Below are 22456 nucleotides of genomic sequence, written 5' to 3'. Positions count from 1 at the left end.
AGCCGGAGCCGCGGGGCGCCGGGTCAGGGGGCGGCGGGCTCGCCGGCGCGGCCGGGCGCGGACTGCGAGTGCGACAGCACGGTCACTCCGGCGGTGAGCAGGACGGCGCTCAGGCCGACCGCGGCGAACGCCGAGAACGAGTGCGGCGGCTCGGTGTGGAAGGCGAAGACGGCCAGCACGTAGGACGCGACGGGATTGGTCATCGTCATCGCGGTCATCGCGGCGGGCAGCGACCCGGCCGCGAACGCCTTCTGCTCCAGCACGAGCCCGAGCAGCGTGGACCCGGCGAGCGCGTACCCGGGCCAGTCGAGGGCCGTCGCGGCGACGCCGCGCTCGACCAGGTCGGCGGTGGTGAGCTTGATGAGCACGGCGGTCGCCGCGAACATCAGGCCGGAACAGATCCCGAGCAGCACGGCCCGGATCGTCCCGCGGCGGATGTTCGCGGCGCGCGACAGCGCCAGCACGAACGGCACCGCGACGAGCCCGGCGAGGATCAGCCGGGGCCGGGACGGCTCGCCCTGCGACGGGATCGCGCCCGGCACCGTGAACAGCACCGCCAGGCCCGCCGTGACGGCGATCCCGCCGACCAGGTCGCCGCGGGCCGGGCGGCGGCCGACCACGGCGGCGCCGAGCAGGATCGTGAACACCAGCTGGGTGACCAGCAGCGGCTGGACGAGCGCGGTGGAGCCGAAGTGCAGCGCGACGGCCTGGCTCAGGAAACCGGCCAGGTTCGACGCCCAGCCGGCCAGCCACACCGGGTCGCGCAGCAGCGCCGCGATCAGCCGGACGGCGGGCACCCGGCCCTTGCCCTCGCCCACCGCGCGCCGCGCCGCGCGGTACTGCAGCGCGGCGGCGCCCGCGAACAGCAGCGCCGCCAGCACGCTGAACGCGGCGGACCAGGCCATCAGGGCGTTCCGGTCCGCTCGCCGCTGCGGCCGGGCCCGGCGCCCGCGCCGAACTCCGCCGCCAGCTTCTCGAAGGCCCGCAGCAGGCCGTCGGCGAACCGGTCCGGCTCGGGCAGCACCCGGGCCTCGGCCATCACCGAGACGTGCAGGGACCCGTCCCGGCTCAGCGCGGCCACCGCGACCGGCAGGCCTCCGGTGGGCGGCAGGACGAGGTGCACGTCGCCGACCGGCGCCCCGGCCGGCAGGAGGCGCCCGGACGGTCCGCGCACGTTCGCGACGACGGCGCCCGGGAACGGGCTCCCGGGTACGCCGGGGCGGGTTCCGGGACATTTCCCAGCCTGCCTGCGGACCGCATCGAGCCGTTCGCGAAGCGGCCTGGCGTCGATGGGGACTTCCAGCCAGCGCGCGCCGTCGAGCCCGTCCAGGGCCGCAGCGCGTCCCTCGGCGGGCCCCGGCCGAGGTGGGACGGCCACGCGCAGCGTCCAGCCGCCAGGCGGTCCGGTCCCCCGCCCGGCGGCCGCCTCGGCGGCGGCGTCGCCGGCGATCGCCGCCAGCAGGTCGGCGACCCGCACGCCGGCGGCGCGGGCGACCTCCCTGACCCGCTGGAGCGGCAGCGTGACGGTCCCGAAGCCGTGCCCGGGGGCCGGCGCGTTCTCGGCCGCCGGCGCAGGGACGGCCACGTCGGGCGGGGCGGGCGGCGCGGGCGCGGGCAGGACGGCCGTGCGGGACGGCTCAGCGGATCCGGCGGGCTCCCGCACCTCCCCCGGCCGGTCGAGGACGCCGCGCAGCAGTTCGAGCAGGCGGGCGCCGTCCGCGCGGGCGCGGTGGACGAGGACGACCACGGCGTCCGGGCGCTCGCCGCCGCCCCGGACCAGGTGGAGCCGCCACGGCGGACGGCCGGGGTCGAAGGGCTCCGCGGCCAGCCGCGCGACCAGGCCGTCCAGCGCGCGGCGGTCGCCGGGCGGCGGCATCCCGGACTCCCGGACGTGCCAGGCCAGGTCGAGCTCGCCCGCGTGCTCCCCGCGCGTGCGGCGCGCACCGGGCCGGCCGGACCGGCGGGTGAGGCGGGGGACGTCCGGCAGCCGCTCGGCCAGCAGCGCCCGCACGCGCCCGGCCGCGGGCCCCGGCCCGGCGAACTCCGCGACGGCTCCCACGACCTGCGGCACCCCCGGGCTCCCGGCGGCCGGGGAGGACGCGGCGGCGGCCGCCCGCGAGCGGAGGGCCTCGGCGCCGGCCGCGGCGGGCACGAGCAGCAGCCCGCCCGGGATGTCCACGACGTAGTGCGCGGCGGTCGCGACGATCACCAGGCCGGTGACCACCAGGTGCAGGCCGCACAGCCAGGCGACGGCGGCGCCGCACCGGGCGCGGACGGCCGTGACGCCGATCCAGGCCACCCAGCCGATGTGCAGGCTGGGCATCGCCGCGTACGGGTTGGCGCCCGCCGAGACCGCGCCGGTCCCCCAGGTGGCGGGCGGATGGTGCAGCGCGATGATGTCGGTGTACCCCTCGCCGGGCAGCAGCCGCGGCGGCGTCGAGGGCCACGCCGCGAAGCAGCAGATCGCGATCAGGGTGATCCAGACCAGCATGTTGCGGGCCCACGGGTAGGCCGGGTTCCGCCGCCACCACAGGTAGCCGAGGAACCCGAACGTGGCGAGCACGTACGTCGTCGCGTACTCCCACGCCGCCAGGGCGCCGAGCCATCCGTGCCGGATCAGCACGCCGTTGAGCTGGTGCCCCACGTCCAGATGCGCCCAGCGTTCCAGGGCCAGCAGCGACCGGCCGTGCGCGTCGCTGACGGCCCGCGACCCGGCGAACGCGTGCGTGAACGCCAGGTACACCGCGAGCACGACCAGCCCCGCGGCGATCTCCCGCGCCGCCGCGGCCACGCGCCCGCGCTCCTGCCCGCGCGCACCGGACGGGGCCGCCTCGCAACGGGTCACGCCGCTCCTCCCGCCTCGGCCATCGCACCACCCCCTCCGATCATCCTCCCCACGATCGTTCGCGACGACCATGCGGGGGGCGGCCGATCACCGCCGTTTCCGCGGCGCGGCATCGCAGAACCGCTTCGAGCAGGACTTTTCCGGCGAAGCCGATGGTTCCCGGACGGCGGTGATCTACGTTGGGGATCCCGGGCGCGTGCCCGCGGAGGAGACCCGACGAGAAGGGCCGCAGCCGTGACCGATGTCCCGCCGCCGGAGGAGACCGCACCGGAGGGGATCGACCCGGCCGTGCCGGCCGCCCCGCGGATCTGGAACCACTGGCTCGGCGGCAAGGACAACTACGCCGCCGACCGCCGCGTCGGCGACCAGATGGCCGCGATGTACCCGAGCATCGTCCGGCTGGCGCGGGCCGACCGTGAGTTCCTCGGCCGGGCCGTCCGGCACCTGGTGCTGGAGGAGGGCGTCCGGCAGTTCCTCGACATCGGCACCGGGCTGCCCACCGCCGACAACACCCACCAGGTCGCGCAGGCGCTCGCCCCCGAGTCGCGGATCGTGTACGTCGACAACGACCCGCTCGTCCTCGCGCACGCCCGCGCGCTGCTGACCAGCACCCCCGAGGGCGCCACCGCCTACATCGACGCGGACCTGCGCGACACGGCGCGGATCCTGGCGGAGGCGGCGCGGACGTTGGACTTCACCCGTCCGGTCGCGGTGATGCTGCTCGGCGTGCTGATCTACATCGACGACACGCCCACCGCGTACTCGATCGTCCGGACGCTGAAGGACGCGCTGCCCTCCGGCGGCCATCTGGTGATCGCGCACAGCACCAGCGAGGTGCACGGCTCGGCGACCGAGGAGGTCGTGCGGCTGCGGAACGAGCGCGTGAAGCCGCCGATGACGCTGCGCAGCGGCGCGGAGATCACCCGCTTCTTCGACGGCCTCGACCTGCTGGAGCCGGGCGTGGTCCCGTGCAACCGCTGGCGGCCGCACCCGTCGGCGGAGGCCGCCGAGGACGTGGACGAGTTCAGCGGCGTCGCCCGCAAGCCGTAGCCCCGGCGCCGCCGCACGTCCGCGCGCTAGGTGAGGGGCATGCGGAGGCCGACGGTGCCGCGCAGGTCGAGCCAGGCGGTCCCGCCGCCGATGACCAGGCGCAGCACCACGTTCTCGCAGCCCGGGCACCTGGCGACGGCGCCCGGCGCGCGGGAGTAGACGCGCAGGGCGGGCAGCGGGCCCGCCAGCCCGCACGCCGTGCACCGCACCGCCGCCCGGGTGACGTCCACGCCGAACACCTCGCTCAGCGGCCCCGCGAGCGCGTTGCCGTCCTGGTACCCGCCCGTGTCCTCGTAGACGACGGCCTGCCGGCCCGGTTCGTCCGCCTGCATGTCTCAGCCTCCGCTCGGCCCGAAGCGCTCGGTCCTGATCCTGCGCGGGTCATGCCCCAGGGCGACCAGCAGATCGGCCGCGGCCTCCACGAACCCGGTCGGCCCGCACACGAAGCAGGCCGGGTCGAACTCCGGCGGCCACACCGACGCGGCCAGGTCGGCCTTCGCCAGCCGTCCCGGCGGCCGGGGCCAGCCGTCCGGCGCCGCGCGCGTGTACAGCGGGAAGACCTCGGCTCCCGGGTCGGGGCGCCGCAGCTCGCCGGCGTACCACCGCTCCCCGGGCGCCCGGACGGAGTACACCAGCCGGAACGGGACCTTCGACCCCGCCGCGCGCCGGGCCCTGACCATCGCCATCAGCGGCGCGACGCCGGCCCCGCCGGCGACCAGCGTGACGGGCGACGGGTCGTCCGGGCGCCACACGAACCACCCGCCGACCGGGCCGCGGACCTCGACCGGGTCGCCGGTGGAGAACACCCCGGTCAGGTACGGGGACACCTCGCCGTCCGGGACGTTCTGCACGGTCAGCTCGACGCGGTCGCCGTCGGCCGGGGCGGAGAGCGAGTAGCTGCGCTGAGCGCTGTAGCCGTCGTCCGCGGTGAGCCGGACGTCCACGTGCTGGCCCGCCAGATGGCCCGGCCATCCGGGGACGTCGAGCACGAGGGTCCGCGCGGTGGGCGTCTCGTCGCGGGTCTCCGCCAGCCGCGCCACCCGCCACCGCAGCCGGTTCAGTCCCCCTGGTACCGCTGTTCCAGCCATGGGTCCCCGTAGTCGTGGTAGCCGGCCGTCTCCCAGAAGCCGGGCTCGTCCTCGGTGAGCAGGTCGAGGCCCTGTATCCACTTGGCCGACTTCCAGAAGTACAGATGCGGCACCAGCAGCCGTACCGGCCCGCCGTGCTCGGCGGGCAGGTCCTCGTCGTCGAAGCGGTAGGCCAGCCATGCCTGCCCGTCCAGCAGGTCCTGCAGGGGGAGGTTGGTGGTGTAGCCGCCGTAGGAGCGGGCGAGGGCGTAGTCGGCCGTGGTCTCGACGTCGGCGAGGAGGGTGTCCAGGGACACGCCCGTCCAGGTCGTCGCGAGCTTGGACCACTTGGTGACGCAGTGGATGTCGACGGTGGGGGTCTCGGCGGGCAGCGCGCGGAACTCCGCCCACGACCACCGGTGCCGCGTCCCCGTCTCGGTGGTGACGACGAACTCCCACTCGCCGGTGCCGACCCGGGGCGTCGGGCCCGCCGACAGGACCGGGAAGTCCTCGGTGAGGTACTGGCCGGGCGGCAGTTCCACGTCGGACCGCCGCCGCCTGCCGTGGAAGCCCGGCGAGACGATGCCCATTCCCGCTCCTGTTCGTCCGGATGATCGTATCCCGGCATCCTTCCCGGTCAGCGGCGTCCGACTCCTCCGGGGGGCCGGATTGCGGGCGGGCCGCCGCCGTCCCGCGGCGGGGGGCGGTCCGCGCGGGACGGCGGCGGGGCCGTCACCCCGCCGGCGGGACGCCGTTGGCGGGCGCCTGCGGCTGCGGGGCGGTGTACGGCTGGATGGGGCCGTCGCCGTCGTCGGTGGTCGCCGGCTGCCCCTGCGGGACGATCACGTCGCCCTTGATCACGCCCATCTGCGCGCCGGTGTACCCGGCGTGCGACTGCGCGCTGTAGGCGAACGGGACGAGGCCGGGACCGGCCGGCTTCGTCTTCTCCAGGCCGTCCACCAGGCTCTTGCGGGTCGGCTTCTGCCCGGCGTTCTGCAGCGCCTGGACGAAGGTGTAGGCGGCCGACATCCCGTACACGATGTTGCCGTTGAACGGCAGCTTCGGGATGTACTGGTCGTGGATCTTGCGGAACAGCCGGATCCAGCTGTTGGACGCGTCGCCCGGCGACGACAGGTACCCGTCGGTGACCATGCCCTGGATCAGCGGGCTGCCCTGCAGCTTCGTCCCGCCCGACTTGGCGAAGCTCTCCAGCAGCCCGTCGAGGGTGACCGGGTCCGAGCCGACGTTGCTGACCGCGAACGTGGGCTTGAAGTTCAGCTTCAGCGACGCCAGCCGGAACAGCGCGGTGTAGGTCGGGATGCTGAACAGCACGACCACGTCCGCCTTGGCCTGCGCGATCGCCTGGGCCTGCGCGCTGACGTCGGTGGCGCCCGGCTGGTAGGTCTGCCGCGACACGACCTGCCCGGACGGGATGTACTTGTCGAGGCCCTTGACGCCGTCCTGGCCGAAGTCGTCGTTCTGGTAGAAGTAGGCGACCTTCTTGCCGGGGTAGGTCCTCTTGATGTGGTCGCCGAGGATCTTGCCCTCGCGGATGTAGTCGACCTGCCAGCCGAACGTCTCGGGATGCTTCTTCGGGTCGTCCCAGCAGCCGCATCCGGACGCGACGAACAGGTCCGGCACGCGCTGGGCGTTGAGGTAGTCGACGACCTTGGAGTGCGTGGGCGTGCCCAGCCCGTTGAAGATCGCGAAGACCTTGTCCTGGAGCACGAGCTTCTGCACCACGCCGACGGTCTGCGTCGGGTTGTAGGCGTCGTCCACGTACTTGTAGACGATCTTGCGGCCGTGCACGCCGCCGTTGGCGTTGACGTAGTCGAAGAACGCCTTGGACGCCGCGGAGTTCGCGCTGTAGCCGGGCGCGGCGGGGCCGGTGAGCGGCTGGTGGCTGCCGATCGTCACGGTGGTGTCGGTGACGCCGGGCGCGGACGACGTGCCGCCCCCGCCGCCGCTACCGCCGCAGCCGCTCGCCGTGGCCGCCAGCGCCGTCGCCGCCGTCGTCAGCGCGACCGCGCGCCGCGTCCGGCCCCGCGGGCTCCGCTGCGTCCGTCCGTTCGGTGGTCGGCTCATCTGCTCCTCCTCGGTGCGTTGCCGGTACCCCCGGTGCGCCGCCGCCCGGCGCGAACCGCCGGACGGGAGGCGGGAGGCGGCGCCGGACGGCGCCGCCGATGTCGCGCAGCCCGCCCTGCAGGCCGCGCGGGAAGGCCAGCGTCACCGCGATGAGGACGAGGCCGTAGATGGCGAGGGGCAGGTTCGAGGCGACGTCGTGCGACAACCCCGACGAGGAGGCCGCGTCGGACGCCCACGACGGCACGAAGACCAGGATCAGCGCGCCCCACACGGCGCCCGGCAGGGTGCCGAGCCCGCCGATGATGACCGCCGCGATGAGCTGCAGCGACAGGGTGAGCGGGAAGGCGCCGGGCGCGGCGAGGGTCGCCACGACGGCCAGCAGCCCGCCGGCCAGGCCCGCGCACGCGGCCGACACCACGGTGGCGGCGATCCGCAGCCGCGCGACGCGCAGGCCGCACAGCGCGGCGGCGATCTCGTCGTCGCGGCCGGCCCGCAGCGTCCGCCCGAACCGGCCGCCGGTGAGGTTGGCGAGCAGGAACAGCGCGACGACCGCGCCGACGCAGGCGATCCACGCCTGCCAGCGCTCCAGCGGGAACGTCTCGCCGAGCGCGGCCGGCGGGACGGGCGGGGTGACGGTCAGCCCGTTCTGCCCGCCGAGCAGGCCGGTGAGGTGGGAGTAGTTCGCCAGGCCGGGCAGGCCGACGGCGAACGCGAGGGTGGCTCCGGCCAGGTAGGGGCCCTGCAGCCGGGCCGCGACCGAGCCGACGAGCACCCCGGCGAGGGCGGTCACCAGGGCCGCCGCGACGAGCATGGCGGCGAGCGGCCAGCCCCAGTGGGCGGACACCAGCGCGGCCGTGTACGCGCCGACCGCCATGAACGCGCCGTGCCCGAGGGAGATCTGGCCGCCGAGCCCGGTCAGCACGGTGAGCCCGGCGACCGCGCAGGTGAGGTAGCCGGCCTGGGCGATCTGCAGGTCCCGGTACGGGCCGACGGAGGTCGTCAGGACGTACAGCGCGAGCAGGCCCGCCGCCGCGCCCGCGAGGTGGCGCGCCAGCGTGGAGCGGACGGCGCCCATGGCGTCACACCCTCCGTCCGGCGCGCGCGGCGAACAGCCCGCTCGGCCGGACCATCAGAACGGTGATCAGCGCGGCGAGCGCGCCGAACGTGACCAGGTCGGAACTGACGTAGCCGGACACGTAGCTGAGCGCGCAGCCGAGCAGCAGCCCGCCGGCGACGGCGCCGGCGGGGCTGTCCAGCCCGCCGATCACGGCGGCGGTGAACCCGAACACCAGCATCGCGTCGAACTGCGACGGCCCGACGAACACCGACGGGGCGACCAGCACCCCGGCGAGCGACCCGACGAGCGCGGCGAGGGCCCAGCCGAGGGTGAGCATCCGGCCGACCCGCACCCCCTGCAGCCGGGCGATCTCCGGCGCGAACGCGGCGGCGCGCAGCTTCAGCCCGAGCCCGGTGCGGACGAACAGCAGGGTCAGCGCGGCCGTCACCACGGCGACCGCGCCGATGACGAACAGGTCGAACGGCGACAAAAGCAGCCGCGTCCCGCCCGCCGACAGCCCCTTGATGGTGAACGCGGGCGGGTAGGAGTGCGGGGTGTCGCCCCAGATCATGCCGGCGGCGGCCTGCAGCAGCACGTACAGCCCGAGCGTGACGATCACGGCGTTCAGCGGCGGTTTCCCCTCCACCGGCCGCACCAGCACCCGCTCGGCGACCGCGCCGATGACCAGCCCGGACACCAGCGCGACACCGAGCGCGAGCCAGTACGACCCGCCGTCGTGGACGACCGTCCAGGCCAGGAACGTGGTGAACATCAGCATGCCGCCCTGCGCGAAGTTCACCACGCGGGTGGCGCGCCAGATCAGCACCAGCGCCAGCGCGACCGCCGCGAACACCGCGCCCTGGGTGATCCCGGCGAGCGTGAGATTGACGAAGCGGACCATCAGAACCCCAGGTAGGCGTGGCGGAGCCGGGCGTCGGCGGCGAGCACGGCGGCGGGTTCGGCCGCCACCACCGCGCCGAGGTCGAGCACGATCGCGCGGTCGGCGACCGACAGGGCACTGCGCGCGTTCTGCTCGACGAGCAGGACGGTCCGGCCGTCCTCGTCGCACAGCCGGCGCAGCACCGCCATGAGGCGGGCGACGACGCGCGGCGCCAGGCCGAGCGACGGCTCGTCGACCAGCAGCAGCCGGGGCGCGCCGGCGAGGGCGCGGGCCAGCGCGAGCATCTGCCGCTCGCCGCCGGACAGGGTCGCGGCGGCGCGGGACCGGCGCGCCGCGAGCGGCGGGAACAGCTCGTACATCTCCGCGATCCGGCGGGCGAGCGCCCTGCGGTCGCGCCGCCAGAGCCCGCCGAGCCGCAGGTTCTCCGCGACGGTCAGCTCGGTGATGACGCCGCCGCTCTGCGGGACGTGCGCCACCCCGAGCCGGACGATCTCCTCGACGGCCATCCGGGTGAGGTCCCGGCCGTCCAGCTCGATCCGGCCGGAGCGCGGCCGGACCAGGCCGGACACGGTCCGCAGCAGCGTCGTCTTGCCGGCGCCGTTCGCGCCGAGCACGGCGGTGAGCGACCCCTTCCCGACCGTCAGGTCCACGCCGTCGAGCGCCCGGACGGCGCCGTACCCCGCGGTGAGGCCCGCGACTTCAAGCATCGCGGACCTCCTCGCCGAGGTAGGCGTCCAGGACGGCCGGGTCGTCGCGGACCTCGGCGGGCGATCCGGCCGCGATGACCTTCCCGAAGTCCAGCACCACGACCTGGTCGCACACGCCCATCACCAGGTCCATGTGGTGCTCGACCAGGACCACCACCGGTCCGCCGCGCAGGCCCCTGATCAGCGCGGCCAGCTCCTCGATCTCGGCCGCCGACAGGCCCGCGGCGGGCTCGTCGAGCAGCAGCAGGTCCGGGTCGGCGACCAGCGCCCGGGCCAGCGCGACCCGCTTCTGCGCGCCGTAGGGCAGCTCGCCGGGCCGCCGCGCCGCCTCCCCGGCGACACCCAGCTCGTCCAGCCGGGCAAGGGCCCGCTCGCGCAGTGCGGCCTCGTCGCGGTCGGCGCGCGGCAGCGCCAGCAGCCCGGAGCCAAACCCCGCCCGCGCGTGCCGGTCGGCGCCGACCATGACGTTCTCCAGCACCGTCAGGCCGGGGAACAGCCCGAGCCCCTGCAGGGTGCGGGCGATGCCGAGCCGGGTCAGCCGGTGCGGCCGGTGCCGGACGAGCGCCCGGCCACGCCAGCGCACCTCGCCCGACCGCGGCCGGACGAACCCGCACACGACGTTGAACAGCGTCGTCTTGCCGGCCCCGTTCGGCCCGATCACGCCCGTGACCCGGCCCGGCGGCGCCGACAGCGACACCTTCTCCAGCGCGACCAGCCCGCCGAAGCGGACGGTCACCTCTCGTAGTTCCAGGATTTGCGACGGGCCGCCGGACATGTCGTTTCACCTCGCCGGACGAAACTCGCGCGACTTCCCCCGAGGCCATTTGTACATACCGACTGGTCGGATTCCCCTGAAGATAGAATCGGGGGGCGGCGCCGTCAACAGCCGGTTCCACCCGCCTCGACGGCACCGTTCTTGGACCGCGTGCCCGCCCGGTAGGCTGACGGCTGATCACGGGCGGCGGCGTGGCGGCGCGGGGCCCCGGCCCCGGACGGAGGTGGAGTCTTGACGCAGACGTCAGCGGGGCGCTTGTCCGACGACGTGCCCCTGCCCGACCGGCTGCTCGCCGTGGCCACCCGGATGTTCGCCGAGAAGGGCTTCGAGAGCACCTCGGTCCAGGAGATCGTCAACGCCGCCGGCGTCACCAAGGGCGCCATGTACCACTACTTCGGCTCCAAGGACGACCTCCTCTACGAGATCTACCACCGGCTGCTCGGCCTGCAGATGCGCCGGCTGGAGCAGATCGCCGGCGGGACCGGCAGCGCCGAGGAGCGGCTGCGCGCGGCCGCCCTCGACGTCCTGGAGACCTCGTTCCTCTACCTGGACGACTTCACCGTCTTCTTCCGCTCCACCCACCTGCTCCCCCGCGACCGCCGCGAAGCCGTCCGCGCGGAACGGCGCCGCTACCACGAGCGCTTCCGCGACCTGGTCGAGGAGGGCCAGCGCGAAGGCTCCCTCCGCGCCCACACGCCCGCCGACATCGCCGTCCACTTCTTCTTCGGCACCGTCCACCAGATCGGCGCCTGGTACCGCCCCGGCGGCCGCCTCAAGACCCGCACCATCGCCGAGCACTACGTCGACCTGCTCCTCAACGGCCTGAAGCAGGCTTAGCCCTGTTGACCCAGGGGGGCGACCCCCTGGAACCCCCGTCAACGGCCGAGAGGCCGTTTCCCGCTCCGCTGGCGCTCCGCGCGAAACGGCCTCTCGGCCGTCGGGCAGGCCCGCTCCGCTCGCTGCACTCGCTCCGCGTGCCTGCCCGTGACCGTGGCTGAGGTTCAAACCGCCGTGGCTGGGGTTCAACCGCCGTGGCTGGGGTTCAACCGCCGTGGCCGGGGTTCAACCGCCGTGGCCGGGGTTCGGCCGGGTCCCCGGTGGGTCAGCGTTCGATGTGCTCGATCTTCAGGTCCTTGCTCCGGTGGCGGGCGCGGAGGGGCTTCTTGTCGAACTTGCCGACGGTGGTCTTGGGGATCTCGTCCATGAAGGTCCAGTACTCGGGGACCTGCCAGCGGGCGACCTTCGCGGCGAGGTGGTCGGCGAGCTCGGCGGCGGGCGCGGTGGCGTCCGGGCGGAGCATGACGCAGGCGAGCGGCCGCTCGTCCCAGCGCGGGTCGGGGACGCCGATGACGGCGGCCTCCGCGACGGCCGGGTGGCCCATCAGGTGGTTCTCCAGCTCGACCGAGGAGATCCATTCGCCGCCGGACTTGATGACGTCCTTGGCGCGGTCGGTGATCTGGTAGAAGCCGCGGTCGTCGATGGTGCCGATGTCGCCGGTGCGCAGCCAGCCGTCGTGGAACTTCTCCGGCGCGGGGTCGCGGTGGTAGGCGCCGGTGATCCAGGGGCCGCGGACCTCGATCTCGCCCACGGACTCGCCGTCCCAGGGCAGCTCGCGGCCCGCGTCGTCGACGATCCGCATCTCGACGCCGGCGGCGACGCGGCCGGACTTCATCCGCCAGTCCATCTCCTCGGGCGTGCCGGGCTCCACCTCGGGCGGCGGGAACGCCATGCCGCCGAGCGGGCTGGTCTCGGTCATGCCCCAGCCCTGGATGATGCGCAGCCCGTACCGGTCCTGGAACGCCTCCAGCAGCGAGCGGGGCGCGGCGGCGCCGCCGGACGTCCCTGCGCGCAGGGACGACAGGTCCAGCTCGTGCTGCTCGCCGTGGGCGAGGATGCCGTTCCAGATGGTCGGGACAGCGGAGGCGAGCGTGCTGCGCTCGCGGGCGATGAACTCGGTGAGGTGCTGCGGCTGCATGAACGGGCCGGGCATGTGCAGCGTCGCGCCGGACAGGAACGCCCCGTACGGCAGGCCCCAGGCGTTGACGTGGAACATCGGGACGATCGTCAGCACCCGGTCGGACTCGGTGATGCCGACGAGCGACGCCGACTGCACGGCCATGGCGTGCAGGAACGTCGAGCGGTGCGAGTACACGACGCCCTTGGGGTCGCCGGTGGTGCCGCTGGTGTAGCACATGCACGCGGCGGACCGCTCATCCACCTCCGGCCATTCGTAGCCGGGCTCCTCGGCGGCGAGCAGCTCGCGGTACCGCAGGACGGGGGCGCCGTTGCGGTTGGCCTCCAGCGGCGCGCCGTCGCCGTCGCCGACGATGACGAACGCCTCGACGGCGGGCAGTTCGTCCACAACCCGCGCCAGCAGGGGGACGAGGCTGTCGTCGACGATGATCACCTGGTCGTCGGCGTGGTTGATGATGTGGGCGAGCTGCTCGGGGAACAGCCGGATGTTGAGGGTGTGCAGGACGGCGCCCATCGCGGGCACCGCGAAGTACGCCTCCAGGTGCTCCTGGTTGTTCCAGCAGAAGGTCGCCACGCGGCCGCCCTGCCGGACGCCGAGCCGCTGCAGGGCGGCGGCGAGGCGTTCGGCGTTCTCGGCGACCTGCGCGACGGTGGCGCGGCGCGGCTCGCCGCCGCCGGTCCATGTCACGCATTCGCTGCGCCCGTAGACGCGGCGGCCGTGCCGCAGGATCGCGGCGACCGACAGCGGGAAGTCCTGCATGGTGCTGGGGATCATGGCGGTCTCTCCGGGTGGGTGGGAGGCGGTCAGCCGACCAGGACGGACAGGACCTCGGCGACGCAGACGGGCTTGTCGCCGCCCTCGCGCTCGACGGTCACGCGGACCTTCGCCCGCGCGCCCTGCGCGGTGCGCTCCAGCGAGACGAGCTCGGCGCCGGCGCGCACCCGCGACCCGACCGGGACGGGGGCGGGGAAGCGGACCTTGTCCGAGCCGTAGTTGACGCCCATGCGCAGGCCCTCGACCCGGGAGATCTCCGACATCAGCATGGGGAGGAGCGAGAGGGTGAGGTAGCCGTGCGCGATGGTGCCGCCGAACGGGCCGTTCGCCGCGCGCTCGGGGTCCACGTGGATCCACTGGTGGTCGCCCGTCGCGTCGGCGAACCCGTTCACCTGCTCCTGCGTGATCGTGTGCCATTCGCTGTGGCCGAGATGGGTGCCGACGGCCTTCTCGTACTCGTCGATGCCCTGGAAAGTCCTCACCGCGTTACCTCCTCCGCCGGGCCCGCGCCCGCTCCGTGGACGCCATGATGACAACATACCGACCGGTTGGTATGCAACGTCGGGAGCGGGCGGGCGAACCGGTCCGGCGGGCGGTCAGGCGCCCTTGAGCGCGGCGATGCCCGAGCGCAGCAGCGGCTCGACGGCGGCCCCGATGGCGTCGAACCCCTCCCCCACGGTCTGGCCGTGCAGGTAGCGGTAGTGGATGCCCTCGGAGATCACCGCGAGCTTGAAGCAGGCCAGCGCGACGTAGAACCCGATCGCCGACAGGTCGCGGCCGCTGCGCTCGGCGTAGCGGGCCACCACCTCCTCGGGCGAGGGGAACCCGGGCGCCCGCGTCGCGTCGGCCTCGGCGGCGGACGGCGTCGTCCGCCGCATGTAGACCAGCAGGAGCGCCAGGTCGGTGAGCGGGTCGCCGAGCGTCGCCATCTCCCAGTCCAGGACGGCCGCGATCCGGTCGTCCGCGCCGACGAGGAGGTTGTCGAGCCGGTAGTCGCCGTGCACGATCGCGGGCGCGGACTCCGGCGGGAGGTTGGCCTCCAACAGCGCGTGCAGTTCGGCGGCGCCGTCGAGCTCGCGGCTGCGGGACGCGTCGAGCTGCTTCTTCCAGCGGCGCACCTGGCGTTCGAGGAAGCCGGCGGGCCGTCCGAAATCGGCCAGCCCCACCTCGGCCGGGTCGACGCGGTGCAGGTCGACCAGGGTGTCGATCATCCGCCCGGCGATCGCCGCCACCCGCTCCGCGCCCAGCGGGACCAGCTCGGACGCGCTGCGGTAGGGGGTCCCCTCGACCATCTCCATCACGTAGAACGGGGCGCCGAGCACGTCCGGGTCCTCGCAGAGCACGTAGGTCTCGGGGACCGGGACGGCCGTGCCGGCCAGGGCCGTCATCACCCGGTACTCGCGGGACATGTCGTGCGCCGTCGCCAGGACGTGGCCGAGCGGCGGGCGCCGGACGATCCACGAGCGGGACCCGTCCGTCACCTCGTAGGTCAGGTTCGAGCGCCCGCCGGCGACGACCCGGGCGCGCAGCGGGCCCGCGTCCGCCGGCCACGGGGCGCCCGCCGCGGACCGCTCCAGGCGGCGGCGGAACCGGTCGAGCGGCAGGCCCGGGACGTCCCCGTCTTCGAATACCCGCAATGCGCCCTCCTTGGCCGATCGAAGCACTTGTACCGTCCGGTCGGTATGGCGCAAGATAACGAGTTGGGAACGCTCACCGCGATGAGCCGGAGGCTCCCGGTCTACGCCCCCACCAGGCAGGCATCGGTGCGCCGATGACACCATACCGACCAGTTGGTATGCAATAGCCGAATCCCATTGCCATTCTCGGTCGGCGGCATTACTTTTGCGGCACACGCGAAGCGGTGTGAGCTTCGCCACCGTGGCCGAGGGATCGACCGATGACGACGACCGAACCCGAGCACACCCGCGGCCGGCCGTGCGCCGGCCGTGCACGATCGTCGGGCACCGGCGCCCTCCAGGCCGTCGAGCAGGAGCAGGAGGAGGTCTTCGGCCCCGTCCGCGCAGCCGTCCCCCGCGACGGCGGCGGCGACGCGGCACCCGCCATCGCCCACGGCACCCCGTACGGGAGCGGCCATGGACGCGGACCCGGCCCGGTAGGGGCCGGGGAGTCCGCGGCCGGCGGCCCGCTCCCTTTGTAGGACCGGTTCTCGGGGGAGACCAGCGCTCGGAGGAGTCCCTTACATGTCCGTTTCATCGTCCACCAACGACGGCGTCGCGCCCGGCGGCGCGGCGGCCCCGCCCGGCCTCGCGGCACGGCTGTGGCGGCGCGACCTGCCGCACTACCCGGAGACGGGGCGCCGCTACCTCTACCTGGGCATCGTGGTGCTCACCACGATCGTCCTGTACTACCTGCTCTACATCCAGTACGCGGTGGCGACCTCCATCATGGAGCACTACCGCATGACCTTCGGCTACTTCATCATGCTGTCGGTGATCGGCAACGCGATCGGCGCGTTCGCGTCGCTGTTCGCCGGTCTCGCCGACCGGTGGGGCCGCGCGAACCTGGTCGTGTACGGCCTGCTGATCGCGGGCGTCATCGTGCTGGTGCTGCCGCACTCCCCCAACAAGGGCGTCTACCTGGTGCTGTTCGCGGTGCTCAGCCTGATCGAGGGCATCGTGCTCGTCGCGACCCCGGCGCTGATCCGCGACTTCTCCCCGCAGCTCGGCCGCGCGACCGCCATGGGCTACTGGACGATGGGCCCGGTCATCGGCAGCCTCGTGGTCACCACCGTGACCAGCCACACCCTCGACAGCTCCAGCTGGCAGGACGAGCTGACCTACTCCGGCATCGCGGCGCTCGCGGTGTTCGTCATCGCGCTGCTGGGGCTGCGGGAGCTGTCCCCGGCGCTGCGCGACCAGGTCATGGTGACCATGCGCGACCGCGTGCTGATCGAGGCGCGGGCCCGGGGCATCGACCCGGAGGCGCAGCTGAAGGGCAGCTGGCGGCAGATGATGCGGCTGGACGTCGTCGGCTCCGCCCTCGCGATCAGCCTCTACCTGCTGCTGTACTACGCGGCGGTCGGCAACTTCGTCGTCTACTTCTCCGCGACGTTCGGCTACAGCGAGCAGCGCACCAACGCGCTCGGCAACTGGTACTGGGCGGCGAACGCGATCGCGCTGGTCGTCGCCGGCCTGATCTCCGACCGGCTGAAGGTCCGCAAGCCGCTGATGCTGGTCGGCGGCATCGGCTCGGTGGTCTGCACGGCGGTCTTCGCCTCCTGGGCGACCGAGCCGAAGACCGGCTACTACGACTTCGCCTGGCTGTTCGTCGGGATCGGGATCTTCGGCGGGCTGGCGTACGCGCCGTGGATGGCGGGCTTCACCGAGACGGTGGAGAAGCACAACCCGGCGGCGACCGCGACCGGCCTGGCCGTGTGGGGCTGGATCCTGCGCATCGTCGTGGCGTGCTCGGCGCTGTTCGTGCCGATCGTGGTGAACTCGGTGACGCCGATCGTGGAGCACGGCGCCGAGGTGAAGGCCGCGTCGGCGCAGGCGCAGCAGGCCCTGGCGATCACGACCGCGCACCCGCAGATCTTCGCCGAGCTCGGCAAGTACCCGCCCGGGCAGGCGCCGCTGGAGCTGCAGGCGCGGGCGGCCAAGGAGGTCGGCGTGCCCGGCCTGCAGGCGGTGGCCAAGGCCCAGCCGCAGCTGAAGATCCTCAAGGAGCACGGCACCGAGGTGCAGAAGGCGGCCAAGGACGGCCCCGGGCAGTGGCAGACCTGGTGGTACGTGGCGCTGGGCGGCCAGGTCGTGTTCATCCCGTTCATCTTCATCATGAGCGGGCGCTGGAGCCCGCGGAAGGCGCGTGAGGACGCCGAGGCGCACCAGAAGGCCATCGAGCAGGAGATGGCCGCGCTCTCCTGACGCGCGACGCACTGATCCGACACGCACGCCCGCCGCCGGGACGCCCGGCGGCGGCGCGCGAGACGAGCCGATCCACCGGCCGGGACGTCCCGGCCGGTGGATCGCCGCTTTCCGGCGCCCGCCAGGAAGCCAGCCCTAAGCAGCCAGTTAACGATTACGCAATGCAGTACGTCATCACCATTGGTAGTTTCAAGTCTGTGCAGCTCCGGTACAACTTCCGTCTCTACCCGACTGCCGGGCAGCAGCAGGCGCTGGCCAAGGCGTTCGGCTGCGCGCGGGTGGTGTACAACGACGCGTTGCGGGCACGCAAGGCCGCCTTGGATCTCGGGTTGCCGTTCCCTACGGCCGCCGCGTTGTCCAGGATGCTGACGGAGGCGAAGAAACGTCCGGAGCGCTCCTGGCTGGGCGACGTGTCTGCAGTGGTGCTGCAGCAATCGTTGCGGGACCTCGAGACCGCCTACCGCGCCTTTTTCAAGGGCCTGAAAGGCGACGGTCCCCGAGTAGGATCGCCCCGGCTCAAGTCTCGCAAGGACACCCGGCAGGCGGTCCGGTTCACCGCCAACGCGCGCTGGCAGATCACCCCGGCCGGGAAACTGTCCCTGCCCAAGATCGGTGAGCTCAAGGTCAGCTGGTCGCGGGCTCTGCCGTCGGCTCCCTCCAGCGTGACCGTCGTCAAGGATGCCGCCGGACGGTACCTCGCCTCGTTTGTCGTCGAGACCTCCCCCGTGCAGCACCCGCCCGCCACCGAGGACGCGATAGGGATCGATCTGGGTCTGACCCGCTTCGCCATGACCTCGGACGGCCGGGAAGTCTCCTCACCGAAGTTCCTCCGCCGCGCGGAGGACAAGGTCCGCAGGCCCAGCGGGCAGTGTCACGTGAACAGAAGGGCAGCAACAACCGCGACAAGGCCCGCACCAGGCTGGCTCGTGCACATGCCAGAGTCGCCGATGCACGCCGGGAGTTCCATCATCGCCTGTCCACCGAGTTGATACGCGACAACCAAGCGGTCTATGTCGAGGACTTGTGCGTGAAGGGCCTGGCGCGCACCCGGCTGGCCAGGTCGGTGCACGATGCCGGATGGTCGGCCTTCGTCGGGATGCTGGAGTACAAGGCCGCCAGGTACGGCCGCACCTTCGCCCGTGTCGACCGGGCCTTCCCCTCCTCGCAACTGTGCTCGCACTGTGGGCGGCGTGACGGACCCAAACCTCTGCACGTCCGGGTGTGGGTGTGCGAGGGGTGCGCAACGGTGCACGACCGGGACGTCAATGCCGCCCGCAACATTCTGGCCGAAGGGCGGCGCATAACGACGTGACCCTGTTGGTCGCCGCCGGGCGGAAACCCCGCATGCGGGGAGGCGGAGACCCTAAACGCCTGATGGAGGGCAGGTAGGACCCTAACCCGTTGGGGCTCGGCCCGTTGAAGCAGGAAGCCACGGAAGTGCCCTCCCTGGCGGGCGGGCGCAGACCGAATCCCGGCCTTCAGACCAGGGAGCGCGCCAAAACTGGGGGTTCTTCACCCCCCACCTACCTTGTCCCTCCTCTGGTGGGGCGGCCGGTAGCGTCGGCGGCCTACGGGTTCATCCGGTTCATCGGCGGCGTCCTCGCCGTCGGGCACCGTGACCTCGCGCGCGCGGAGCGCGACCAGGCCGAGGTCGACGCGCAGGCGGCCGGCGGCGGACCGGACGCCGAGGTCACCGAGGCGGCCGAGGCGGGCTCGGGGTCCGGTTCGTAGCGGCGGCGGCTTCTGTGCGCCGGGCGCGCATTCACCGCGATCTTTTGTGCGGCCGGATGCGTAGCCGGAAGGCGCGGCGACGGGGTTGGATCACCTCCATGAAGATCGCCGTGCGGGCGGCGATGATCGTGGCCGCGGTGCTCGCCGCGTTCATCGCCCACCCCCTGCCCGCCGGAGCGGCACAGAACGCTCCTGGAACCACCGAGCACACCATCGCCATGGGCGACTGGGATCGCCCCTACCTGCTGCACACGCCGCCGAACCCGAACCCCGGGAAGCGGCTTCCGCTCATCGTCGCGCTGCACGGCGGGCTGAACGACGCCGCGTACGTGGAGAACCAGAGCGGGCTCGACAAGGTCGCCGACGAGGAGGGCTACGCGGTCGCCTACCCCGACGGGCTGCTCGGCACCTGGAACGCCGGCGCCTGCTGCTGGTTCGCCCGCTGGGCGGGCGTCGACGACGTCGGGTTCCTCGACAAGCTCATCGACACGCTGGTGAAACAGGGCGTGGCCGATCCCGGCCGGGTCTTCGTGACCGGGTTCTCCAACGGCGGCGGGATGGCCTACCGGTACGCGTGCGAGCGGGCCGACAAGGTCGCGGGAATCGCCGTGGTGTCGGGCGCGCTCGCCATCGGCTGCACGCCGAAACGGCCGGTGTCGGTCCTGGCCTTCCACGGAACATGGGACCCGTCCGTGCCCTATACGGGCGGCGGGAATATGGACGCCGACGTGCATTTCCCGTTCGTCGGCGTGCAGGTGCTCATGGAGTTCTGGCGGTGGGTGGACAAGCTCCCGGCGCTTTCGTGGCCCGTGCCGGACGGCCCGGAAGGCTGCGTCGGCACCGGGCCGGGGTCCGTCGAGGTCGCGCTGTGCACCAAGCAGCAGGGCGGCCACGAATGGCCCGACTATGCCAGCAAACTGATCGGCGAGTTCTTCGCCTCCCGCCCCTCGCTGCCGGAACCGGCGGCCTGACGAGTCGCGCCGGCCGCCGGCGCGTCGAGGGCGGGCCCACCCCCGGGCCCGCCCTCAGCTCATGGTCACGCCGTGAGGCTCCGCGGGCGCAGGTCCGTCCAGTTCTCGGTGATGTAGGCCAGGCAGTCGGTCCTGGCGCCCGGGCCGAACGCCGTCGTCCAGCCGGACGGGACGTCGGCGAACCCCGACCACAGCGAGTGCTGCCCCTCGGCGTTGACCAGGACGAGGAACGTGCCGTCGGGGTCGTCGAACGGGTTGGTCATCACGCCTCCTGCGGGACGCTCGCGAGGCGCGCCGAGCGCGCCGCGATGGACTGGACGATCTCTCCGGTGCGCACCGCCGTCATCGACAGCAGCGACGAGGCGATGCCGTGGCTGTGCTCGGTGGCCCCCTGCAGGTAGACGCCCCACTCGCGGCCGGGCTCGGTGGCGATGCGGTAGTCGCGCTCCATGACGGGGCGGCCGTCCGGGCGCGTCCGGCACCGCGCGCCGGCCTCGCCGAGCAGGCCGAACGGGTCGCGCTCGCGGTATCCGGTGGCGTAGACGACGGCGTCGGCGTCCAGGTCGGCCGTCTCGCCGGTGGGCAGGAAGGCGACCCGCATCCGCACCCCGCCGGTCTCCTCCCGGACGCCGAGGACGCGGGAGGCGTTGAGGATCCGCAGCCGTTCGGCGCCGGCGACCTTCTCGGCGTAGGCGCGCCGGTACAGCTCGTCGATGAGGTCGAGGTCGACCACGGAGTAGTTGGTGTTGCGGGAGTAGCCGAAGAGCATCTCCTTCACCTCGTCCGGCGCCGCGTAGTAGTGGTCGACGGCGGCGGGGTCGAAGATGCGGTTGGCGAACGCGCTGTCGTCGGCGGGCGAGTAGCCGTAGCGGGCGAAGACCGCGCAGACCTCCGCCGCCGGGTAGGTGCGGTGCAGGTACTCGACGGCCTCGGCGGCGCTCTGCCCGGCGCCGACGACGACGAGCCGGCGCGGCTCCCAGCCGGGCCGCGCGTCCAGCCGGGTCAGCAGTTCCTCGGTGTGCCAGATCCGCTCCCCCTGCCGGACCCCTTCGGGCAGGACGGGGTCGAGGCCGGCGCCGATCACCACGTTGCGGGCGAGGTGGGTCTCCAGCTCGTCGTCGCGGCGGACGACGACCTCCAGTGTCCCGGCGTCGTGCTCGCGCAGCGCGACGACCTCCGCCCCGTAGCGGACGCGGCCGGCGAACGCGGCGGCCGTCCATTCGAGGTAGTCGTGGAACTCCATCCGCGTCGGGAACATCGTCTTGTGGTTGACGAAGTCGACGAGGCGGCCCTTGGCGTGCAGGTAGGACAGGAACGAGTAGCGGCTGGACGGGTTCCGCAGGGACACCAGGTCCTTGAGGAAGTGGACCTGCATGGTCGCGCCGTCGATGAGCATGCCGCGGTGCCAGCCGAACGCGGGCTGCTTCTCGAAGAACACCGCGTCCGCCGACGGGTGCGCCTCTTCGAGCGCGACGGCGAGCGCCAGGTTGGACGGGCCGAAGCCGATGCCGACGACGTCGCGGACGGGCGGGTGCGTCTCCCCCGGCATCAGGCCGCCTTGCCCGCGGCCGCGGCCTTGGCGATCTGCGGGACGACCTGGTCGACCACGTACGGGACCGACAGCGCCGTCGGGGTGCGCAGCGGCCAGAACGACTTCAGGTCGAGGCGCACGTACGAGCCGCGCTTGACGACGGGCAGGCCGGAGAACAGCTTGTTGCCCTCGAACTTCTTCTGCGTCGCGGGGTCGTCGTTGTAGTAGCTCAGCAGGACGTCGGTGTCGAGGACGGACAGCTTCTCCATGCTCAGCTCGGCGGCGAAGCCGTCGCCGGGCAGTTTGCTCAGCTTGTCCGGGAGCACCATGCCGAACTGCTCGAGCATCTTGACGCTGGTGTCGTCCTTCGACTTCATGACGGCGATGTTGCCGTTGGGGAAGACGCTCGTGAACGCGAAGCCCTTGCCCTGGAGTTCCGGGTGCGCGGTCTTCACCGACGCGATCCTCGCCTCGACGCCGGAGACGATCTTCTCCCCGTCGGCGGGCCGGCCGACGGCCTTGGCGACCTGCCGGGTGATCTGCTGCCAGGAGTCCTCGGCGGGCCCGGTCCGGTAGGCCACGGTCGGCGCGAGCTTGGAGAGCTTGCCGTACTCCTTGTCGATGGTGAAGTCGCCGCCGGCCAGGATCAGGTCGGGCCGCAGCGCGGCGATCTGCTCCAGGTCGAAGCCGGAGTCGCCGGTCTTCAGCAGCTTCGGCTTCCCGGCGCCGGCCTTCGGGGCGCTCCAGGGGGCCAGGCCGTCCGGCTGGACCCCGGTCAGCTCCACCATCCCGACGGGCTCGACGCCGAGGGCGAGCAGCGCGTCCTGGTCGACCTCGCCGAGCGCGACGATCCGCTTCGGTGCGCCCTTCACGGTGGCGGTTCCCAGCTTGTCGGTGATCGTGACCGGGAACGCGCCGGCCGCGCCGCCGGAGGATGCCTTGGCGGGCTCGTCGTCGCCGCCGCACGCCGCGGTCAGCGCGAGACCGAGGACGAGCGCGCCGGTGGCGGCCAGACGCCGCGTCAGTGTGCGCATGAGGACCGGTGTCCTTCCAGATGTTCCAGGGGCTGTCGGGGAGTGATCTTAGGTTAGCCTTACCTTACT

Annotated in this window: 22 protein-coding genes and 1 pseudogene; 7 read left to right on the top strand and 16 right to left on the bottom strand. The window is 73.2% G+C overall.

What is annotated here, in order from left to right; genetic code table 11:
- Positions 1-23 precede the first annotated feature (23 nt).
- Positions 24-905: a DMT family transporter gene (locus ACA514_RS08105; protein WP_375040395.1), complete on the bottom strand. Its 882-nt coding sequence runs from the start codon at positions 903-905 to the stop codon at positions 24-26.
- Positions 905-2845, bottom strand: coding sequence for a phosphatase PAP2 family protein (locus ACA514_RS08100; protein WP_375040394.1), 1941 nt, complete (start codon positions 2843-2845; stop codon positions 905-907). The genes ACA514_RS08105 and ACA514_RS08100 overlap by 1 nt, the downstream gene beginning before the upstream one ends.
- 234 nt (positions 2846-3079) lie before the next feature.
- Here ACA514_RS08100 and ACA514_RS08095 point away from each other — a divergent pair, with 234 nt between their 5' ends.
- Positions 3080-3895, top strand: a complete 816-nt coding sequence (locus ACA514_RS08095) for an SAM-dependent methyltransferase (RefSeq protein WP_375040393.1) — start codon at positions 3080-3082, stop codon at positions 3893-3895.
- A 26-nt stretch (positions 3896-3921) separates the two neighbouring features.
- Here ACA514_RS08095 and ACA514_RS08090 read toward each other — a convergent pair whose 3' ends face one another.
- The 8 genes from ACA514_RS08090 to ACA514_RS08055 all read right to left on the bottom strand — a co-directional run bounded on the left by ACA514_RS08090 (position 3922) and on the right by ACA514_RS08055 (position 10487).
- Complete coding sequence (locus tag ACA514_RS08090) at positions 3922-4227, bottom strand: DUF6510 family protein (protein WP_375040392.1); 306 nt, start codon at positions 4225-4227, stop codon at positions 3922-3924.
- Positions 4228-4230: 3 nt separating this feature from the next.
- The gene (locus ACA514_RS08085; protein ID WP_375040391.1) at positions 4231-4983 is read right to left on the bottom strand and encodes a ferredoxin reductase; all 753 of its coding nucleotides are present in this window, start codon (positions 4981-4983) and stop codon (positions 4231-4233) included.
- On the bottom strand, positions 4953-5552 hold the full coding sequence (locus tag ACA514_RS08080; RefSeq protein ID WP_375040390.1) for a sulfite oxidase-like oxidoreductase: 600 nt from the start codon (positions 5550-5552) through the stop codon (positions 4953-4955). Before ACA514_RS08080 ends, ACA514_RS08085 begins: the two co-directional genes overlap by 31 nt.
- A 142-nt stretch (positions 5553-5694) precedes the next feature.
- Positions 5695-7047 (bottom strand): ABC transporter substrate-binding protein, encoded by a 1353-nt coding sequence (locus ACA514_RS08075; RefSeq protein ID WP_375040389.1) that lies wholly within the window; start codon positions 7045-7047, stop codon positions 5695-5697.
- Positions 6929-8122 carry a branched-chain amino acid ABC transporter permease gene (locus ACA514_RS08070; RefSeq protein ID WP_375040388.1) on the bottom strand — a complete coding sequence of 398 codons (1194 nt, stop codon included), beginning with the start codon at positions 8120-8122 and terminating at the stop codon, positions 6929-6931. Before ACA514_RS08070 ends, ACA514_RS08075 begins: the two co-directional genes overlap by 119 nt.
- 4 nt (positions 8123-8126) lie before the next feature.
- Entirely contained in the window at positions 8127-9005 is an 879-nt protein-coding gene (locus tag ACA514_RS08065; RefSeq protein ID WP_375040387.1) for a branched-chain amino acid ABC transporter permease, read from the bottom strand.
- A complete protein-coding gene (locus ACA514_RS08060; protein WP_375040386.1) occupies positions 9005-9712 on the bottom strand; it encodes an ABC transporter ATP-binding protein in 708 nt (235 codons plus the stop codon). The genes ACA514_RS08065 and ACA514_RS08060 overlap by 1 nt, the downstream gene beginning before the upstream one ends.
- The gene (locus ACA514_RS08055) at positions 9705-10487 is read right to left on the bottom strand and encodes an ABC transporter ATP-binding protein (protein WP_375040385.1); all 783 of its coding nucleotides are present in this window, start codon (positions 10485-10487) and stop codon (positions 9705-9707) included. Before ACA514_RS08055 ends, ACA514_RS08060 begins: the two co-directional genes overlap by 8 nt.
- A 231-nt stretch (positions 10488-10718) precedes the next feature.
- On the opposite strand from ACA514_RS08055, the gene ACA514_RS08050 reads away from it, so the two are divergent.
- Positions 10719-11324: a TetR/AcrR family transcriptional regulator gene (locus tag ACA514_RS08050; RefSeq protein ID WP_375040384.1), complete on the top strand. Its 606-nt coding sequence runs from the start codon at positions 10719-10721 to the stop codon at positions 11322-11324.
- 265 nt (positions 11325-11589) lie between these two features.
- Here ACA514_RS08050 and ACA514_RS08045 read toward each other — a convergent pair whose 3' ends face one another.
- The 3 genes from ACA514_RS08045 to ACA514_RS08035 form a co-directional block, all read right to left on the bottom strand.
- The gene (locus ACA514_RS08045) at positions 11590-13236 is read right to left on the bottom strand and encodes a long-chain fatty acid--CoA ligase (RefSeq protein WP_375040383.1); all 1647 of its coding nucleotides are present in this window, start codon (positions 13234-13236) and stop codon (positions 11590-11592) included.
- Positions 13237-13265: 29 nt separating this feature from the next.
- Positions 13266-13718, bottom strand: coding sequence for a MaoC family dehydratase (locus ACA514_RS08040; protein WP_344269636.1), 453 nt, complete (start codon positions 13716-13718; stop codon positions 13266-13268).
- A 114-nt stretch (positions 13719-13832) separates the two neighbouring features.
- Positions 13833-14873, bottom strand: coding sequence for a phosphotransferase family protein (locus ACA514_RS08035; protein ID WP_375040382.1), 1041 nt, complete (start codon positions 14871-14873; stop codon positions 13833-13835).
- Positions 14874-15133: 260 nt separating this feature from the next.
- Here ACA514_RS08035 and ACA514_RS08030 point away from each other — a divergent pair, with 260 nt between their 5' ends.
- The 5 genes and pseudogenes from ACA514_RS08030 to ACA514_RS08010 all read left to right on the top strand — a co-directional run bounded on the left by ACA514_RS08030 (position 15134) and on the right by ACA514_RS08010 (position 19822).
- Entirely contained in the window at positions 15134-15394 is a 261-nt protein-coding gene (locus ACA514_RS08030; protein ID WP_375040381.1) for a hypothetical protein, read from the top strand.
- A gap of 43 nt (positions 15395-15437) precedes the next feature.
- On the top strand, positions 15438-17120 hold the full coding sequence (locus ACA514_RS08025; RefSeq protein ID WP_375040380.1) for an MFS transporter: 1683 nt from the start codon (positions 15438-15440) through the stop codon (positions 17118-17120).
- 161 nt (positions 17121-17281) lie between these two features.
- A pseudogene (locus tag ACA514_RS08020) lies at positions 17282-18432 on the top strand (RNA-guided endonuclease InsQ/TnpB family protein).
- A gap of 230 nt (positions 18433-18662) precedes the next feature.
- Positions 18663-18851 carry a hypothetical protein gene (locus ACA514_RS08015; protein ID WP_375040379.1) on the top strand — a complete coding sequence of 63 codons (189 nt, stop codon included), beginning with the start codon at positions 18663-18665 and terminating at the stop codon, positions 18849-18851.
- A gap of 98 nt (positions 18852-18949) precedes the next feature.
- On the top strand, positions 18950-19822 hold the full coding sequence (locus ACA514_RS08010) for an alpha/beta hydrolase family esterase (RefSeq protein WP_375040378.1): 873 nt from the start codon (positions 18950-18952) through the stop codon (positions 19820-19822).
- Positions 19823-19887: 65 nt separating this feature from the next.
- Here the strand turns inward: ACA514_RS08010 and ACA514_RS08005 are convergent, their stop codons facing one another.
- The 3 genes from ACA514_RS08005 to ACA514_RS07995 are packed head-to-tail and all read right to left on the bottom strand — an operon-like array spanning position 19888 to position 22387.
- Entirely contained in the window at positions 19888-20085 is a 198-nt protein-coding gene (locus ACA514_RS08005; protein ID WP_375040377.1) for an MbtH family protein, read from the bottom strand.
- Positions 20085-21371: a lysine N(6)-hydroxylase/L-ornithine N(5)-oxygenase family protein gene (locus ACA514_RS08000; protein WP_375040376.1), complete on the bottom strand. Its 1287-nt coding sequence runs from the start codon at positions 21369-21371 to the stop codon at positions 20085-20087. Before ACA514_RS08000 ends, ACA514_RS08005 begins: the two co-directional genes overlap by 1 nt.
- Positions 21371-22387, bottom strand: a complete 1017-nt coding sequence (locus ACA514_RS07995; RefSeq protein WP_375040375.1) for an iron-siderophore ABC transporter substrate-binding protein — start codon at positions 22385-22387, stop codon at positions 21371-21373. The genes ACA514_RS08000 and ACA514_RS07995 overlap by 1 nt, the downstream gene beginning before the upstream one ends.
- Positions 22388-22456: the final 69 nt, after the last annotated feature.

The sequence above is a fragment of the Actinomadura sp. NTSP31 genome, from assembly GCF_041951385.1.
Taxonomy (GTDB): domain Bacteria; phylum Actinomycetota; class Actinomycetes; order Streptosporangiales; family Streptosporangiaceae; genus Spirillospora; species Spirillospora napierensis.
The sequence above is the reverse complement of the archived record's forward strand: the minus strand, read 5'-3'. Positions and strand labels throughout refer to the sequence as shown.

Excerpts from the sequence above, each read along its gene's own strand:
- ACA514_RS08105 (WP_375040395.1), bottom strand. The coding sequence starts at position 905 with ATGGCCTGGTCCGCCGCGTTCAGCGTGCTGGCGGCGCTGCTGTTCGCG.
- ACA514_RS08010 (WP_375040378.1), top strand. The coding sequence starts at position 18,950 with ATGAAGATCGCCGTGCGGGCGGCGATGATCGTGGCCGCGGTGCTCGCC.
- ACA514_RS08000 (WP_375040376.1), bottom strand. The coding sequence starts at position 21,371 with ATGCCGGGGGAGACGCACCCGCCCGTCCGCGACGTCGTCGGCATCGGC.
- ACA514_RS08070 (WP_375040388.1), bottom strand. The coding sequence starts at position 8,122 with ATGGGCGCCGTCCGCTCCACGCTGGCGCGCCACCTCGCGGGCGCGGCG.
- ACA514_RS08055 (WP_375040385.1), bottom strand. The coding sequence starts at position 10,487 with ATGTCCGGCGGCCCGTCGCAAATCCTGGAACTACGAGAGGTGACCGTC.
- ACA514_RS08060 (WP_375040386.1), bottom strand. The coding sequence starts at position 9,712 with ATGCTTGAAGTCGCGGGCCTCACCGCGGGGTACGGCGCCGTCCGGGCG.
- ACA514_RS08005 (WP_375040377.1), bottom strand. The coding sequence starts at position 20,085 with ATGACCAACCCGTTCGACGACCCCGACGGCACGTTCCTCGTCCTGGTC.
- ACA514_RS08030 (WP_375040381.1), top strand. The coding sequence starts at position 15,134 with ATGACGACGACCGAACCCGAGCACACCCGCGGCCGGCCGTGCGCCGGC.
- ACA514_RS08025 (WP_375040380.1), top strand. The coding sequence starts at position 15,438 with ATGTCCGTTTCATCGTCCACCAACGACGGCGTCGCGCCCGGCGGCGCG.
- ACA514_RS08045 (WP_375040383.1), bottom strand. The coding sequence starts at position 13,236 with ATGATCCCCAGCACCATGCAGGACTTCCCGCTGTCGGTCGCCGCGATC.
- ACA514_RS08075 (WP_375040389.1), bottom strand. The coding sequence starts at position 7,047 with ATGAGCCGACCACCGAACGGACGGACGCAGCGGAGCCCGCGGGGCCGG.
- ACA514_RS08085 (WP_375040391.1), bottom strand. The coding sequence starts at position 4,983 with ATGGCTGGAACAGCGGTACCAGGGGGACTGAACCGGCTGCGGTGGCGG.
- ACA514_RS07995 (WP_375040375.1), bottom strand. The coding sequence starts at position 22,387 with ATGCGCACACTGACGCGGCGTCTGGCCGCCACCGGCGCGCTCGTCCTC.
- ACA514_RS08080 (WP_375040390.1), bottom strand. The coding sequence starts at position 5,552 with ATGGGCATCGTCTCGCCGGGCTTCCACGGCAGGCGGCGGCGGTCCGAC.
- ACA514_RS08065 (WP_375040387.1), bottom strand. The coding sequence starts at position 9,005 with ATGGTCCGCTTCGTCAATCTCACGCTCGCCGGGATCACCCAGGGCGCG.
- ACA514_RS08090 (WP_375040392.1), bottom strand. The coding sequence starts at position 4,227 with ATGCAGGCGGACGAACCGGGCCGGCAGGCCGTCGTCTACGAGGACACG.